This window comes from Chryseobacterium sp. BGA-UO-ETr-SB22, from assembly GCF_059567885.1.
Window position 1 is genome coordinate 3,594,477 of record NZ_JCAQOV010000005.1, and the last position, 17,026, is coordinate 3,611,502.

15 protein-coding genes are annotated in these 17,026 nt (G+C 36.4%); 11 read left to right on the forward strand and 4 right to left on the reverse strand.

Going from position 1 to position 17,026, the window contains the following annotated elements; all coding sequences use genetic code 11:
• Nucleotides 1-34: 34 nt before the first annotated feature.
• The 6 genes from AC57AW_RS23730 (at nt 35) to AC57AW_RS23755 (ending at nt 7,421) form a co-directional block, all read left to right on the forward strand.
• On the forward strand, nt 35-3,433 hold the full coding sequence (locus AC57AW_RS23730; RefSeq protein ID WP_496353823.1) for an FIDD domain-containing protein: 3,399 nt from the start codon (nt 35-37) through the stop codon (nt 3,431-3,433).
• A 202-nt stretch (nt 3,434-3,635) separates the two neighbouring features.
• Nucleotides 3,636-4,430, forward strand: a complete 795-nt coding sequence (locus AC57AW_RS23735; RefSeq protein ID WP_318846299.1) for a hypothetical protein — start codon at nt 3,636-3,638, stop codon at nt 4,428-4,430.
• 283 nt (nt 4,431-4,713) lie between these two features.
• Complete coding sequence (locus AC57AW_RS23740; RefSeq protein WP_318846298.1) at nt 4,714-5,478, forward strand: DUF6759 domain-containing protein; 765 nt, start codon at nt 4,714-4,716, stop codon at nt 5,476-5,478.
• A 96-nt stretch (nt 5,479-5,574) separates the two neighbouring features.
• Nucleotides 5,575-6,252 (forward strand): tRNA (guanosine(46)-N7)-methyltransferase TrmB, encoded by a 678-nt coding sequence (gene trmB, locus AC57AW_RS23745; RefSeq protein WP_318846297.1) that lies wholly within the window; start codon nt 5,575-5,577, stop codon nt 6,250-6,252.
• Between the two features lie 20 nt (nt 6,253-6,272).
• Nucleotides 6,273-6,974 carry a DUF6759 domain-containing protein gene (locus AC57AW_RS23750; protein ID WP_496353824.1) on the forward strand — a complete coding sequence of 234 codons (702 nt, stop codon included), beginning with the start codon at nt 6,273-6,275 and terminating at the stop codon, nt 6,972-6,974.
• A 6-nt stretch (nt 6,975-6,980) separates the two neighbouring features.
• Nucleotides 6,981-7,421: a DUF6759 domain-containing protein gene (locus AC57AW_RS23755; protein ID WP_496353825.1), complete on the forward strand. Its 441-nt coding sequence runs from the start codon at nt 6,981-6,983 to the stop codon at nt 7,419-7,421.
• A gap of 144 nt (nt 7,422-7,565) precedes the next feature.
• On the opposite strand, the gene rpsB is transcribed toward AC57AW_RS23755, so the two are convergent.
• The 3 genes from rpsB to rplM all read right to left on the reverse strand — a co-directional run bounded on the left by rpsB (nt 7,566) and on the right by rplM (nt 9,359).
• A complete protein-coding gene (rpsB, locus tag AC57AW_RS23760; protein WP_047373581.1) occupies nt 7,566-8,327 on the reverse strand; it encodes a 30S ribosomal protein S2 in 762 nt (253 codons plus the stop codon).
• A 183-nt stretch (nt 8,328-8,510) separates the two neighbouring features.
• Nucleotides 8,511-8,897, reverse strand: coding sequence for a 30S ribosomal protein S9 (gene rpsI / locus AC57AW_RS23765; protein WP_045501218.1), 387 nt, complete (start codon nt 8,895-8,897; stop codon nt 8,511-8,513).
• A 6-nt stretch (nt 8,898-8,903) separates the two neighbouring features.
• Nucleotides 8,904-9,359 carry a 50S ribosomal protein L13 gene (rplM, locus tag AC57AW_RS23770; RefSeq protein ID WP_027375420.1) on the reverse strand — a complete coding sequence of 152 codons (456 nt, stop codon included), beginning with the start codon at nt 9,357-9,359 and terminating at the stop codon, nt 8,904-8,906.
• 345 nt (nt 9,360-9,704) lie between these two features.
• Here rplM and AC57AW_RS23775 point away from each other — a divergent pair, with 345 nt between their 5' ends.
• Nucleotides 9,705-10,823, forward strand: a complete 1,119-nt coding sequence (locus tag AC57AW_RS23775) for a DUF3667 domain-containing protein (protein WP_496353826.1) — start codon at nt 9,705-9,707, stop codon at nt 10,821-10,823.
• On the opposite strand, the gene AC57AW_RS23780 is transcribed toward AC57AW_RS23775, so the two are convergent.
• A complete protein-coding gene (locus AC57AW_RS23780) occupies nt 10,820-11,152 on the reverse strand; it encodes a hypothetical protein (protein ID WP_496353902.1) in 333 nt (110 codons plus the stop codon). The two genes, AC57AW_RS23775 and AC57AW_RS23780, sit on opposite strands and share 4 nt — an antisense overlap.
• 249 nt (nt 11,153-11,401) lie before the next feature.
• Here AC57AW_RS23780 and AC57AW_RS23785 point away from each other — a divergent pair, with 249 nt between their 5' ends.
• From AC57AW_RS23785 to AC57AW_RS23800, 4 genes are all read left to right on the forward strand, one after another.
• A complete protein-coding gene (locus AC57AW_RS23785; protein ID WP_496353827.1) occupies nt 11,402-14,749 on the forward strand; it encodes a methylmalonyl-CoA mutase family protein in 3,348 nt (1,115 codons plus the stop codon).
• A 174-nt stretch (nt 14,750-14,923) separates the two neighbouring features.
• Nucleotides 14,924-15,124, forward strand: a complete 201-nt coding sequence (locus tag AC57AW_RS23790; RefSeq protein ID WP_496353828.1) for a hypothetical protein — start codon at nt 14,924-14,926, stop codon at nt 15,122-15,124.
• 79 nt (nt 15,125-15,203) lie between these two features.
• Nucleotides 15,204-16,259, forward strand: coding sequence for a hypothetical protein (locus tag AC57AW_RS23795; RefSeq protein ID WP_496353829.1), 1,056 nt, complete (start codon nt 15,204-15,206; stop codon nt 16,257-16,259).
• Between the two features lie 42 nt (nt 16,260-16,301).
• Nucleotides 16,302-17,012, forward strand: a complete 711-nt coding sequence (locus tag AC57AW_RS23800; RefSeq protein ID WP_496353830.1) for a Dph6-related ATP pyrophosphatase — start codon at nt 16,302-16,304, stop codon at nt 17,010-17,012.
• The last annotated feature ends 14 nt before the right edge of the window (nt 17,013-17,026 follow it).

Genomic DNA, 17,026 nt, shown 5'->3' on the forward strand with positions numbered 1-17,026 from the left:
TTATTATTAAATTTGTGATAAATACTACTACTGAATGAAGAAAATTCTATCTTTTTTATTTATATTTTATATTTTCACCTCTGCTTTTGCCCAATTGGACCGAGAGCATTGGTTTGCTCCAATGGTAGACAGGACTGGCGCACCCAATCCCTATCAGAAACTGTATTTATCCACCAGCAGAACGACTCCTTTTCCAGTAAATATTTATAACAATAATGTTCTGATCGGAACGGTGAATATCAGTAAAAATAATCCGCAGAAATTTGATGTATTAAGGAATTACATTATTACCACACAGCAGACGGATTTATTTACCCCAACAACTAAAGGATTATACCTTAAAGCAGAATTTCCATTTTATGCCAATTTAAGGTTCTCGGTATTCAACCATGCGGAAATCATTACTTCCAAAGGAATTCCCTCCACGGGAAATACGTTCTACGCAGCCTCCGCTCCTATCACTGTGAGCAACAGTATTCTGAACTTCATGACCAGCGTACTGGCAACTCAAGATAACACAACCGTTACCATATCCGGATACAGCCCTACCGTTCAGTTTTCTAATGGAATGACCGGAGCTACCAATCCGACAATGACTTTCACTTTAAATAAAGGACAATCTTATATCATTGACGGAATCGGGGATATCGCAGGAAACTTTGATGGTTTCATTGGTTCCAAAATTATCTCAAACAAACCCGTTAATATCACCAATGGAAATTTTAACGGACAGTATGCCGGAAACTTTCCGTCCAGTTCAGATATTTTAATGGATCAGGCAGTACCTGTCAACAGGCTAGGAAATGAATTTGCCCTTGTAAAAGGTAACGGACCGATTGGCGCCAATATGGAAGGCGCTGTCGTCATAGCCACAGAAGACAATACTCAAATTTTTGTCAATAATGAAATACCTCCTATAGCAACCATCAATGCAGGAAAATATTTTGTTATACCTGATTCCAAATATATCCTTCAGGGAAACGGACATTATAATTTATATCTGAAAACGTCAAAAAATGCTTATGTCTACCAGATTTTAGCCGGAGATTCAAATTCGGGAAATGAAACGGCTACCGGAGGATTCAACTTCATTCCGGCTTTGAACTGTTACCTTCCGAAACAGATTAATGAGCTAGGACTTATTAATGAAAACTTTGTTCATTCCAATGGTAATCCCGGAGGTATTCTGAACATCCCAACAAAACTGAACCTTATTACAGAAAGAGGAGCTAATATTACAGTAAACGGAGCTAGCCCACTTGCTATAACAGGCCCTTACAATATGACCGGGACCACCAACTGGGTTACTTATGGAATCCCCAATGTAACAGGGACCATTACTGTAGTTTCAGACAAGGCCATTATGGCTGGAATTACTGCCGGAAGTGATGCCGTAGGATACGGCGGCTTTTTCGCCGGTTTTCCTACGCAGCCCGTTATTTTACAATCAGGTGTCGGTTGTATTCCAGGTATTGTTCTTACTGTAGACCCCCTGATCTATGATACTTATCAATGGTACAGAAACGGTACAATTGTTCCGGGAGCTACGTCATCTTCAATTACCCCTACACTACCCGGATATTACACTTGTTCTGTAACAATGGGAAGCTGTGCACCTTTAGTCACTGAACAATTTAAAGTTCTGAACTGTACAAAACTAAGCACCAAAACCTATAATGTTTGTACTTCGCAGACTATAACTCCTGTATTAAGCAGTTCCACACAAACAACTGCTCCTAATACAGTAGCAATTACAGCAGCGCCTACACTGGGGACCGCTACGATAAATGCTACAACTGGAGTGATTACTTATACTGTAAATACTCCCGGCACATCGGGAACGGATACATTTACTTATACATTCTGCGGAAATGATCCGGACTTTCCGGATTGTGAAACAGTAACGGTTACCATCAATATTCAGGCACTTACAGTAATGAACACCACATTATTTGCCTGTGATATAAATGGACAGGGAACATTCAATCTCACTACAGCTAATATTACGAACAATTCTCCTGTTACTATTACTTACTACCCTACTCTGGTAGATGCTCAGAATGAAAATGCAGCAGCAGCAATAACCAATGCAACATCACATACAGCACCGAATGCAACCATCATCTACGCTGTTGTCAAAAACAATATCGGATGTAAAAGTATTGCACAAATCACATTATCCCTTTTCAATAAAGCAATTGTTCTGGATAATTACAACGGCATTTTCTGTGATGATAATCTTGATGGGACAGTTACACTTATCCTTTCTAATATTACCCCTATTGTACTTAATAATCCTAACTATTTTACTAATGTAAGATATTATGCAAACCTTGCAGATGCCAACGCCGGAAACATCAATACTCTTCCTAACAGCTGGAGTTATACCGCGACAACTACAATTTATATCAGAGTAGATTCTCCGGATGGCTGTGCTACGGTAATCAAACCTTTACAGTTCAGTATCGGAGCTAAAGTAACATTGATTACCAAAACCGCTACAGAAAGCGTTTGCGATGATGATCTGGATGGAATAAAAAGTGTGAACTTAACCCAGTTTATTCCTCAGTTTACATTAGACCCCAATGTTACATACACTTTTCATGCAACGTTAGCGGATGCTCAGAACAATGTAAATATCGTTTCATCACCTGTTAACATCACAACTTCCCAGACTTATTATATCCGTTTTGAAAAAAATGGAGTCTGCCCGGAAGTAGGCACTCTTAAAATCAATATTAAAATTCCTAAAAAATCAGATGTATTACAAGATAAAGCTATTTGTCCGAAAACCACCACTACGCTGGATGCAGGACCTGGCTTTGAAAGATATTTGTGGAGTACGGGAGCTACTACACCTTCCATCACCAATGTGGCTCCGGGAAGTTATTGGGTAGAGCTTACGTTCAATGGCTGTGTTTACAAACAGTATGTGAATGTTACTGAATTGCCGCTTCCTATGATTACATCTATTGAAATTGATGGTACAACAGTAAAAGTCGGAGTAAGTGGTGGTACACCTCCTTATGAATATTCTTTGGATGGTGTGGTATGGCAGAGTTCCAATATTTTCTACAACGTACCAAGAGGAGCACATAACGTATTTGTAAGAGACTCTAAAATGTGCGAAGAAGTCAAAAAACCATTTGCCATTATCAACCTGATCAACACGATTACCCCGAATGGAGATGGTTATAATGAAGGAATAGACTATTCTGCTTTAATGGCCAATGATAATCTTGTATTCAGGATCTTTGACAGATATGGTGCGGAAGTCTTCAGAGGAACTCCGGAAAACAGGTATACCTGGGATGGAAGAATAGGTGGAAGATATGTCCCTACAGCAACCTACTGGTATTTTATCATCTGGACAGAGTACGGTTCTTCTCTCACAGTAAAATATTCGAGCTGGCTGCTTGTAAAACATAGATAAAAAGGGAGGTCGGAAGAAAGCACTGCTGAAAATTGAGCATTCTTTCTTCCGCCTTCTTTACTTATATACATTCTTTTTTAGGGTAATGGCAGATTTCTAACAGTCCTTAACAGTTTAATGTTAAAGTTTAATATAACTTTAACCACTATTCTTCATCTAACTAGGCAAAATTGCTATATTTCTATGTAATTTTGCGCATTATATGAAGAAACTGTTTACTCTACTGCTATTGGTTTTTCTGGCAAAAATTAATGCTCAAATATATTCCGGAGAGGTATTTCTGAGAGACAACTCTATTTTATATCTCAATCAGGTATATGTCACTAACCTGACCATTCAGAAAACCGTTCTTACGGACTACAATGGTAATTTTAATATCCCAGCCAATCCCGGAGATGTGATCCGGTTTACCTCTATTGTTACCGAAAGAAAAGATATTAAGCTAACGCCTCAATCAATGGTGCAAAAAAATCTGGTTGAGCTTAAAATTGCTTACTATGAAATCCAGGAAATTGTACTCAGCAGGTTCAAACCTACCGGAAACCTTCGGTATGATGTCAACTCTTTAAGAAAAGAAGATAAAGCATATGCTCTTAAGAAAGTAATCGGGCTTCCTGAACCGAAAGGTGACGGAACTCCTCCGGAGCTTCCTGTAGCCGGATTACGAGATGGCGGACTTACCTTCAGCCTTGAAAGCATCTATGATATTCTTTCCGGTGAAAGAAAGAAGAAACAGCGTTATCAGGCTTACGAAAGAATGAACAGCTCCGTTGCACAGATCAAAAATTATCTGGGAAAAGATTATTTTATAAAGTTTAAGATTCCTGAAAATTTAATTGACAATTTTCTTCAATTCGTTTATAGTTCCGAAAATATCCAGGCATATGTACTGGCCGGAAATTTTGAAGCCGTAAAAATTCCTATTGAAAAATATCTGCCGATATATCAGAAAAGGCTTAGAAGTTCACACCTTCAAGAGGTTGTAAACAGTAATTAGAGAAATAATTCCAACATATAAAATAATCCATGTCCTTCACATGGATTATTTTTTTGAAATAACCAGAAAATCCCCGGCATTGCGCATCCACAAAGCATCCGATGCAGATTATTCAACTTTTATCATATATCTTTCCTCAATATTCAAAAATATGTTTAATTTTATCTCACAAACAAGTGTTTAAAATAAAAACACCTGTATTTCGTTATCCAAATAAAAACTAACCGACCCAAAACGCAAATTAAGAGAGAAGCACCTATTTTTTTAAACTTAATATTAATTAATGAAACGAGTACTTTTACTTCTTTGCTGTATGTTTTTCTTTACTATGTCTGCTCAAAAAAAAGGGAAAGACTATAGTAATATTCTGAAAAGTAATAATATCTACGAGATCAATGCTTTCTTAAGAGATGCCCATCCAGATGACCCACGAAGATCTGTTCTGAAACCAAGAGTCATGGAAATGATGAAAGAATACATCAAAAATGCACATCCTGCCGATCAGAAAGTAAAAGATATGCAGGAAATGCTAGCCATGCTGAGAAGAAGACCTTCTACAAAGATCACCTTTGATGAAATGAACGCGATCATCAAACAGAAGCAGATTGCAAAATACAAGGCAGAACTGGCAGCAAAACAGCCTACCACCGTCTATACTCCGAGTACTGCACAGAATACATTTGTTGTAAATACGGCAGCCAATACAGCAGTTCCTAATGCAGAAGCTGAAGAATTCAATATGCTTATGGCAGTATCTCCGGTAGAACATAAAAATAAAACTGTCAAAATCCTCAACTCTTTATTTGACAATGATCCGAATGCTAAAGAGTGCATTGTGATGATTCAAAATAAATCTGACTGCAATATCATTGTAAGAATGGAAGGGGTAGGTACTACCAAATACAGACTTGCCGTTCCCGCTCAGGGTGAAGGCTCAATTGTTATAGAAAAAGGGCAGTATCTTTTCTCTAGTCTGGTTTGCGGAGCACAGTATGCTTCACAAAAGACAATACAAAGACCTATCATGGTGGCTTTAGGAAGTCAATAGCCTTATTCATAAACGGATTACCACTCTGTCTTTTACCTTCAAAAGACAGAGATTCTCCATAAATTTTCACTATTTTTGCACTCATTTTATAACTCAATGGGCAAGAATAAATTAGCAAGATTTGCAGAAAACAAAATATTACCAAATGTAATCCAACCTACAAGGGAAGATGCCTTACAAGGTTTCGAACTTAAGGGAAAATGGAGAGAAAATTTCTTTAAAAATGACAATCCAATTGTATTGGAATTAGGTTGTGGAAAAGGAGAATATTCTGTGGGACTCGCAAAAACATTTCCTGAAAAAAACTTTATCGGAATTGATATTAAAGGGGCAAGATTTTGGTTTGGCGCTAAAGAAGCGGTAGATAACAACATGACTAATGTCGCTTTTCTGAGATCACAGATCGAGCTTGTAGATCATTTCTTTGCTGAAAATGAAGTAGATGAAATCTGGATTACGTTCCCGGATCCACAGATCAAATACAGAAGAACAAAGCACAGATTAACACATCCAGACTTTTTAGAGCGGTATAAAAGATTCCTGAAGCCTGGTGGTATTATTCATTTAAAAACCGATTCAGAGTTTTTACATGGTTATACACTTGGTTATCTGCAGGGAGCTGGCTATGAAATCATTAGTGCCCACCATGATATCTATGGTGCTCCGGAGTATGACCCTAATACTGAACACCTGAGAGATATCAAAACCTATTATGAAGAACTTTTCTCAGCAAAAGGAAAAACAATTACTTACATTAAATTCCGGATAAGCTGATGAAGTAAAAATAACAATTGATGAAAAAAAAACTTTTAACTGTTTTCTTTTTATTCTTCACATTCCTGTTCCCCAACTTGATATCTGCTCAGAAAAAAGTAAATAAAGACATTTTGAAAAGCATTGATATTAAAGAAATTGAAGAGTATATTAAGAACACCCATCCAGACGATCCAAAGAAAAGCGTTCTGAAACCAAAGCTTATCGCTTTAAAAAACGCAGAATGGACAAAAGGAGCCCGTACAGCCAAACCTATGGAAGCAAGGCCCATTATCTCTGATATTCCTAAAAGTATCATGAGAAACCCTTATTCCAATGATGCTGAGGAGTTCAAAAAACTCATCACTGAGACTTCTGCTGAACACAAAGAAAAAACGGTAAAACTTCTGAATGCAATGTTCAATGAAGATATTACCCGTAAGGAAGCAATACTCTTATTCAAAAATAATTCAGACTGCAATATTGTTTTGAGGATTGAAGGAAAAGATTATTACAACCTTGCTGTCCCCGCCCGCGGAGAAAATTTTATTGTGATTAATAAGGGTTCATATATGCTCAACAGTAATATCTGCGATATGAAATACATCTCCCAGAAAGACATTAAAAAAAGTATATTTGTAACGATTGATAATCCGAGACTCCCTGAGACAGAAGCAAAACCTACAAAAAAGGAACCTGCTAAAATAAAAAAGTCTTCGAAAAAAAGAAAAACCAAAAAGTAAACTAGTATGAAAAAACTATTAGTTTTTGCCGGGATTTCAATGATCCTTGCCAGCTGTAATGTAAATTATGGCAGCTATCCGGGAAGAACCTCCTACCCTTCTGCTACCAGTAATTCAGGTAACAGAGCCAATACGGAAAGAGAATATAGCGAACTAATAAAGACCTATAAACCGGAAACGGCTGACGTTCTTAATGATCTTCTTAACAGTGATGATCCGAAAAATCCTAAGACCTCTATTTCAGTAGAAAACAAATCTCCATGCAATATGGTGCTTACAGTAAGTGGGAATAATTTCTTCAAGAAAATCCCTATCGGTTCTGGCAAAATAGGATACACAATGGTTCCTAAAAATCAAAACTACAGGTTATCAGGACTTATTTGCAACTCGACCTATCAATCTACAAAGTTTATTACAACTTCCTATTCTATAAAGCTTTCAAACTAATATATAACCCGCAGAATCCTGCGGGTTTTTATTTTAATGTATATTGTAGAACCAAGGGTAATTGTCCCAAAAATTCTTGTATAAACAACAAAAAAACGCTGGATCGAAATCCAGCGTTTTTCCTATATTAAAGAAAATCTTTAATTATTCTGCATCGAAGTCAGCATCTTTATCAGCAGATACTACTTCTCCTTCTTCCTTAGATTTTTCTTTATCAGCTTTTCTTTGAGACTGACCTTCTTTGATAGATTCTGAAACAATGCTCAAGATCATATCGATAGACTTAGAAGCATCATCGTTTCCTGGGATAACGAAGTCAACTTTTCTAGGGTCAGAGTTTGTATCAACAATACCGAAAACTGGAATACCTAATTTCTTAGCTTCAGTTACAGCGATGTGTTCTCTTAAGATATCTACAACAAAGATTGCAGAAGGAAGACGAACCATGTCAGAGATAGAACCTAAGTTCTTTTCTAAGTTAGCTCTTTGTCTGTCAACTTGTAATCTTTCTTTTTTAGATAAAGTTTCGAACGTACCGTCTTTTTTCATTTTGTCGATAGCATTCATCTTCTTTACAGCCTTTCTGATAGTAACGAAATTCGTTAACATACCTCCTGGCCATCTTTCAGTAATATAAGGCATATTAAGTTCAGAAGCGTGTTTTGCAACAACTTCTTTCGCTTGCTTCTTAGTAGCTACGAAAAGAACTTTTTTACCTGCAGAAGTTAATTTTTCTAAAGCGCTGCAAGCTTCATCTAATTTAACTGCTGTTTTATGTAAGTCTACAATGTGAATACCGTTTTTCTCCATAAAAATGTATGGAGCCATATTTGGATTCCACTTTCTAGTCATGTGACCGAAGTGTACGCCAGCCTCTAAAAGGTCTTTTACATTTGCTTTTGCCATGTTTTCTGTTTTTGTTAGTTTACTTTCCGTCTTTTAAACAATCAACAACTTCTTTAGATGGGAGAAGCGTTTGGATGCTAAACGTAACGGGCAATTTTTTTGTTTAGATAAATAGATTTTAGATATAAGACAACAGACCGAATAAATTCTGAAATCTGAGATCCTGTATCTGAAGTCTGAAAATTAACGTTTTGAGAATTGGAATCTCTTTCTTGCTTTTTTCTGACCTGGCTTCTTTCTTTCCACCATTCTTGCGTCTCTTGTAAGTAAACCAGCTGGTTTCAATGCTAATCTGAATTCAGCGTTGATTTCGCATAAAGCTCTTGAAATACCTAATCTGATAGCTTCTGCCTGACCTGTATTTCCACCACCGAATACGTTTACGGTAACGTCATACTGACCAACAGTCTCAGAAAGGATAAACGGTTGGTTTAATTTGTAAACCATCACGTCTGTAGAGAAATAAGTTGCAGCATCTTTACCGTTTACTGTAATAACACCAGAACCTGGTCTTACATAAACTCTTGCTACAGAAGTTTTTCTTCTTCCGATTTTGTGAACTATAGACATAATTAATTATTTAAATTCGTTAACATTAATTGTTTTAGGCTGTTGAGCTTCATGTTTGTGCTCAGTTCCTTCATATAAATAAAGGTTCTTAAGGATAGCAGCACCTAATCTGTTTTTAGGCAACATACCTTTTACAGATTTCTCTAATACCTTTAAAGAATCTTTCTTTTGAAGTTCAGCCGCAGTCATAGACTTCTGTCCACCAGGGTATCCTGTATGCCAGATATAAGTCTTATCAGCCCACTTGTTTCCGGAAAGTGTAATTTTCCCAGCATTCAAAACGATAACGTTATCACCACAATCTACGTGAGGTGTAAAGTTCGTTTTGTGCTTACCTCTCAAAATCTTTGCAACCGTAGAAGCTAGTCTTCCTAACGGCTGTCCTTCAGCGTCTACCACAACCCATTCTTTATTCGCAGTAGCTTTGTTCGCTGAAACAGTTTTGTAACTTAATGTATTCACACGTTTTAGTTAAAGATTAAACATAATTTACCCCTAAAAGGGTGTGCAAAGGTACAAATTATTTTTGTAACCCAAAAACATATTTTATTTAATCTATATAATATCCTCTATATACCCCACTATCAATAGATTAACACTATTTATCGTTTTGGCATACATCATATAATTGTCGTGCCGATTAATAAAACGCTGAAAAAAATCTAAAAACACAGATCATGCAGTAAAGAGTTCATACCCTCAACCTTTTCTTTTATTAATTTTTCTTTAAAGATTTCCGCAAAACACATTAATATAACTACAGTTTCGTTGAAATAATTATATTTGTGTCAATCATATTCCAAATTCATGAGCCACGGAAAACTAAGAGAAGACAAAACCTGCCTAAACTGCGGACACCAGGTTGAAGAAAGGTTTTGCCCCCACTGCGGGCAGGAAAACATTGAAAGCAGACAACCCTTCCATTTTCTCTTTACTCACTTCATTGAGGATTTCACCCATTATGACGGACAATTCTGGAAAGCCATACAATATCTTCTGACACGTCCCGGAAAACTTACCAAAGAATATCTGGCAGGGAAAAGACAATTGTATGTAGCTCCTGTAAAGCTTTATATTTTTATAAGTTTCATTACGTTCTTCCTGCCCAATATCTTACCTCATGCCAAAGAAGAAGCAGAAAAACCCAGCCATGTTAAAGTAGAAAAAAAGGAAAAGGAAAAAAAACAGAAAGACCTCCCCAAAGACATTGTAAAAGATTTGCAGAAAAAAGGAGTTTTGTCTTATGAAGCGGCACACAATACTCAAAAAGCGCTGGATACTTTAAATACATTAGATACTTTAAAGATAAAAGAAGCTCAAGAAAAAAGCGATCTTCTTGACCGTACATTCGATACTAATGAAGCATCCATTATGAATGCTCATACTATGAAACAGTATGATTCTATCCAGGCCAAAGATAAAACAGGAATCTATACCTTATTGAGACCGATCGCAGAAAAAGCATTTGCATTAAAAGAGGAAGGATTCACTAAGCATCAGATATGGGAAAAATATAAAGAAAACTTCATTCATACCATTCCCAAAGCTCTCTTCGTGTATCTACCCATATTTGCATTCTTTTTATGGCTGTTTCACGACAAAAAGAAATGGTGGTACTTTGACCATGGCATATTTACCCTTCACTATTTCTCCTTCCTTTTATTAGGAATATTGATATTTATAGTTGGAGAAAAGATAATAAGTTATTTACCCAGTAATAATCTGCTTACTATATTATATGTTTTAGCCTGCATGGGACTAGCCACCTATATGACTATCTATTTCTTTGTTGCCCACCACAGGGTGTACGAAACAAAGAAAAGAATAAGTATACTAAAGGGTTCCTTATTATTTATTATCAACTATATCGGATTGATTCTGATGTTTATGGCACTGCTGTACCTAAGCTTTATTATGCTGCATTAATTTCTAAGGGATTTATTCCCTCTGAAGCTTGCAAATAAATAATAGGCAACAAAAACGGTTGAAAATTTCAGGATAGACGGGATCGCTAATTCAAGTTTAAAAATTAAAGTTCCTATCAGAACAAGAACACCCATCCCTACAAATGACAATCCTAATTTCTTAGGCAGTGAAAAATTGGGGGTATCCAGATAATAAGCAAGTCCCCAGGCAGAACCAAAGGCAATGGCATAATAAAGATCCAGTCCGATATTCTGTGAACTTAAAAAGAAATAGTTGATAAGGAAGCTTATTACGGTTCCCAATGCGAAGTACATCAAAGCTTTTTGCATGTCTGTAAAAATATTCTGCAAAAGTAGAGAATTTAATTTGAGAATGTAAAGATGAGTGCCTTTGAAAACGAAGACACTGCAACTTGTTTTAACTCTGTGGTTTCACAACTTTCAAGGTATCCAGCGCAAAAAGGGGATATATAATTAAATAAACACAATCAACAATCTGACAATCAAAACAATAAAATCAAACACCCGGTTCTTTTTTTATTGTTATATTTGAAAACTTAGAAACTTTCTAGAATTTTTATGGAAACCCAAAAATATACTCCAACCAACAAGGTAAGAATCGTAACTGCTGCCTCATTATTTGATGGGCATGATGCTGCGATCAATATTATGCGTCGTGTTATTCAGGGAACAGGATGCGAAGTGATCCATTTAGGACACGATAAATCAGCAGAGGAAGTTGTCAATACAGCGATCCAGGAAGATGCCAATGCTATTGCATTAACTTCATATCAGGGAGGTCACAATGAATATTTCAAATATATCTATGACCTTTTGAGAGAAAAAAATTCACCTCAGATCAAAATTTTTGGCGGCGGCGGCGGTGTAATCTTACCCGAAGAAATCGAAGATATCATGTCTTACGGAATCGACAGGATTTATTCTCCAGACGACGGCCGTGAGCTTGGTTTGCAGGGAATGATTGATGATTTGGTTAAAAGATCAGATTTTGCAACAGGGAAAGATGTAACAGCAAGTGATTTAGATTCAATTAGTTTTGAAAACTCTACAAGTATTGCTAAAATTATTTCTGCTGTTGAAAACTTTTCAGAAGACAAACCTGAATTAGTAAAAGCCATTGACGAAAAATCAAAAGATTTAAATATTCCGATTATTGGTATCACAGGAACTGGTGGTGCAGGTAAATCTTCTTTAACAGACGAATTGGTAAGACGTTTCTTACGTTCCAATACGGATAAAAAAATTGCCATTATTTCTATTGACCCTTCGAAAAAGAAAACCGGAGGTGCATTATTAGGAGACAGAATTCGTATGAACGCGATTAATGATTCCAGAGTATATATGCGTTCGATGGCGACGAGAGAAAATAACGTTTCAGTTTCTCCGTTCATCCATTCAGCTTTGAATGTTTTGAAATTGGCTCATCCTGATGTCATCATCCTTGAAACTTCGGGGATTGGACAGTCTGGTTCGGAAGTTTCAGATTTTGCTGATGTGTCAATGTATGTAATGACTCCTGAATATGGAGCTTCTACACAGCTGGAAAAAATCGACATGTTAGACTACGCAGATTTAGTTGCTTTAAATAAATCTGATAAAAGAGGAGCTCTTGATGCCCTTCAGGCGGTAAGAAAACAGTTCCAGAGAAACCATTTGCTGTGGGAAAGTCCATTGGATGAAATGCCGGTGTATGCTACAAAAGCTTCACAGTTTAATGATCACGGAACAACTGAATTATACAACAGATTAGTTTCTAAAGTAAACGATAAATTTGCTGATTTAAATCTACAAGGTTTTGTTGAACAGGAAATTACAGACGAAGTAACCATTATTCCTCCAAAAAGAGTGCGTTACCTTTCTGAAATTGTAGAAAACAATAGACAATACGATGCTAATGTTGAAAAACAAGCTGAATTAGCAAGAAAAATGTATCATATTGAAGGAGTGAGACATTTCCTTTCCAATGAAACATTAGACGCTGAATATCAAAAAGCGGAAAAAGATCTTCAACAGGAAAATATCGACTTCCTAAAAACTTGGGACGATACGAAAAAAGCGTTCCATGCAGAGTTCTACTCTTATTTCGTGAGAGGAAAAGAGATTAAGGTTGAAACTTCAACAGAATCTTTATCTCATTTAAGAATTCCAAAAATTGCATTACCAAAATACAACGATTGGGGTGACTTGATCAAATGGAAAGGACAGGAAAACCTTCCGGGAGGATTCCCATATACTGCAGGAATTTATCCTTTCAAAAGAACAGGTGAAGATCCAACGAGAATGTTCGCTGGAGAAGGAGGCCCTGAAAGAACCAACAGAAGATTCCACTACGTGTCTGCAGAAATGCCTGCAAAACGTTTATCTACAGCCTTTGACTCGGTAACATTGTATGGACAAGACCCAGCTTTACCACCAGATATTTATGGTAAAATTGGAAACGCAGGAGTTTCAATTGCGACCTTAGATGATGCTAAGAAATTATATTCAGGATTTGATTTAGTGAATGCATTAACTTCGGTTTCAATGACGATCAACGGTCCGGCTCCGATGTTGTTAGCTTTCTTTATGAATGCAGCTATCGATCAAAATGTTGAAAAATATATTATTGAGCATAAATTAGAAGCTAAAGTTGAAGCTGTTTTAAAAGCAAAATTTGACGACAAAGGTTTAGCAAGACCAAAATATAATGGAGAATTACCTCCATCAAACAATGGTTTAGGTTTAAAATTATTGGGAATCACCGGAGATGAAATTATTCCTGCTGATGCGTATGCTGAAATTAAAGCTAAAACAATTGCTACCGTTCGCGGTACCGTTCAGGCTGATATTTTAAAAGAAGATCAAGCTCAGAATACTTGTATTTTCTCTACTGAATTTGCCTTGAGATTGATGGGTGACGTTCAGGAATATTTTATTACAGAAAAAGTAAGAAATTTCTATTCGGTTTCTATTTCAGGATATCACATTGCTGAAGCTGGAGCCAATCCTGTTTCTCAATTAGCATTCACATTGGCAAACGGTTTCACTTATGTGGAATATTACTTAAGCCGTGGAATGGACATCAATGATTTTGCTCCAAACTTATCTTTCTTCTTCTCTAATGGTATCGACCCTGAATATTCAGTAATCGGACGTGTAGCAAGAAGAATCTGGGCAAAAGCAATGAAAATAAAATACGGAGCAGACGAAAGAAGTCAGATGTTGAAATACCATATCCAGACTTCAGGACGTTCTCTGCACGCTCAGGAAATTGATTTCAATGATATCAGAACCACTCTTCAGGCGCTTTATGCAATCTATGACAATTGTAATTCACTTCACACCAATGCTTATGATGAGGCGATCACAACTCCTACTGAGCAATCTGTAAGAAGAGCAATGGCAATTCAGCTGATCATCAATAAGGAATTAGGATTGGCTAAAAACGAAAATCCACTTCAAGGTTCATTTATTATTGAAGAATTAACGGATCTTGTGGAAGAAGCTGTGTATGCAGAGTTCGACAGAATTACGGAAAGAGGTGGAGTTCTTGGAGCGATGGAAACGATGTATCAGCGTTCTAAAATTCAGGAGGAATCAATGCATTACGAATGGCTGAAACACACTGGTGAATATCCAATCATCGGGGTAAATACTTTCTTAGGGAAGGATGGTTCGCCAACGGTACGTCCGGGAGAGGTTATCCGTTCTACTGAGGAAGAAAAGCAGGTTCAGATTGAAACATTACATAACTTCCAGAAATCTAATGAAGCTAAATCTGAGGAAGCTTTGAAAACATTGCAACATGCAGCTATCAACCAGCAAAACTTATTTGAAGTGATGATGGATGCTGTAAAATACTGTTCTTTAGGACAAATTACCAACGCTTTATTTGAAGTGGGTGGTAAGTACAGAAGAAATATGTAATCCTTAACTGGAAAGACATTTTTTATAAATCAAACCTCAAAGAAATTCTTTGAGGTTTTTTTGTATTTTTAATATGAAAAAAATCTAAATTTTGGCCGGTTTGTTTATAATGTTTGTTAAAAATTAAAAATAAACTGCTCTGATCTTATATATTTGCCACCAAAAAAAATTCAAATGAAAACATATATTAAAATTATTTCGGTGTTTAGTCTTTTTATGGCGCTAGGTTCTTGTAAAACCTCTACTGTAGATACCTCTCATAAAAGCGACATGGCTAGAAATGTGGAAGAACTACAAAAAAGAGAACAGGCAGAAAAGGAAAAACTTGATATTACAAGCCCCTTCAATAACTATGGAAAGCCTGCTTCAAAATAAGTAAACCTTGTTGATAAATAATAACTCCTGATGTATTTCAGGAGTTTTTTGTATTTTTAGGTTCAATAACTAATTACCCATGAAAAAAACAGCAGTGAAAAGTTTCAATAAATCCCTTTTCTTAGTCCTCATTTTTCTTACATCTGCTTTATGGGGCCAGAAACGTACCGAACCATTTACCATAAGCCTTTCCAACCATAAGCTAGAGAAAAGCTATTATAAAACAATAAAACTTATTGATAAAAGAGAAGACACTACTTCTTTAGGAATCGTACAACAGGGAATGTTGAACGCCAAAGCTAAAGTAATTCCCACCTCCAGTATATCAAGCCAATTTCAGAGTATTCTGAACAGCATCAATGGAGATGATACCGAAGACGGAACAATGGTTCTTTACCTGAAGCAACTCTACTTTGCAGAGGTTACAGCGAAACTCAGTGAACATGGATACTGCTATTTTCAGGGATTTTTATTTTCAAAAAATAATGATGGAACCTATTCTTTAATGGATCAGACTGATACAGTAATTGATATCAAAGCAACTGATGTTACCACAAAAACTCTTGAAAAAGGGAGCGAAATGCTCGTAGATTTCATCAGCAAAAATGCATCTAAAAAGCCTGAAACCAACACCCATTATACGATGGAGCAAGTCATGAACTTTGATGATACAGCCAAGCAGTCAATCAACTTTTACAATTCACCTCAGCTGAAAGACGGAGTATATAAAAATTATAACGCTTTAAAAAACCAACAGCCCGACCAGGAAATTACAAATGTTAAATTCTACGGCAATGCTCCAAAAATTGTAAGAATCTATGAAATGGCAGACGGCAAAGAAAAAGAAATTAAAAAAGACGATATTTATGCTGTTGTGTATAAGGGAGAACCATACATCTACCTTTCCATAGAAAATCTTTTTACCAAAGCGGTAAAAAAAGATAATGATTACTACTTTATCGGAAAAATCAGGTCAAATCCTAATGCAGGAAGCATGATGGTAACCGGAGCTGCATTTTTTGGAGCAATTGGTGTTCTGATCATGACCAATCCGGCCTATCCTTTTGAAATGAAGATTGATTACTTCAATGGTGGATTTATTCCAATCAAAGAAATTCAAAACAAAAATTATTAAGCCATAAAATCTCCTTATTTTTGGGAGATTTTTATTTTTACAATGAAACCAAAAGCTTTATTCAACTGGAGCAGCGGAAAAGATTCTGCCCTGGCTCTCTACAAAATACAACAGGAGGATCAATATGAGATTTCTACACTGCTTACAAGTATTAATGAAGAATTTCAAAGGATTTCCATGCATGGTGTTCATGTTTCTCTGCTTGAAAAACAGGCTGAGAGTCTCGGAATTCCATTGATTAAAATGGAACTGCCTAAAGAGCCTTCAATGGAAGAATATCAGCAAATCATGAGTACAACAATGACTGGAATTCAGGCTCAAGGCATTACCCATTCCGTTTTCGGAGATATTTTCCTGGAAGATCTGCGAAAATACAGGGAAGACCAATTAAATACCATTGGTATGAAAGCCGTATTTCCCCTTTGGAAACAAGATACATCCAATCTCATCCGTGAATTTTTAGAGCTTGGTTTTAAAACTATTGTAACCTGTGTGAACGGAACCTATCTGGATAAAAGCTTTGCAGGGCGAATTATTGATCAAAAATTCATTGATGATCTTCCTGAAAATGTAGATCCATGCGGAGAAAACGGAGAATTTCACACCTTCACTTTTGATGGGCCTATTTTCAAAAATCCGGTTCAATTTGAAATTGGGGAAACCGTCAAAAAGACTTATCCAAAACCTAAAGCAACACCTGAAGAGGAAGACAGCGAATATGTTTTCTGGTTTTGTGATCTTCTGTTAAAATAAGCCTGTGAATATTC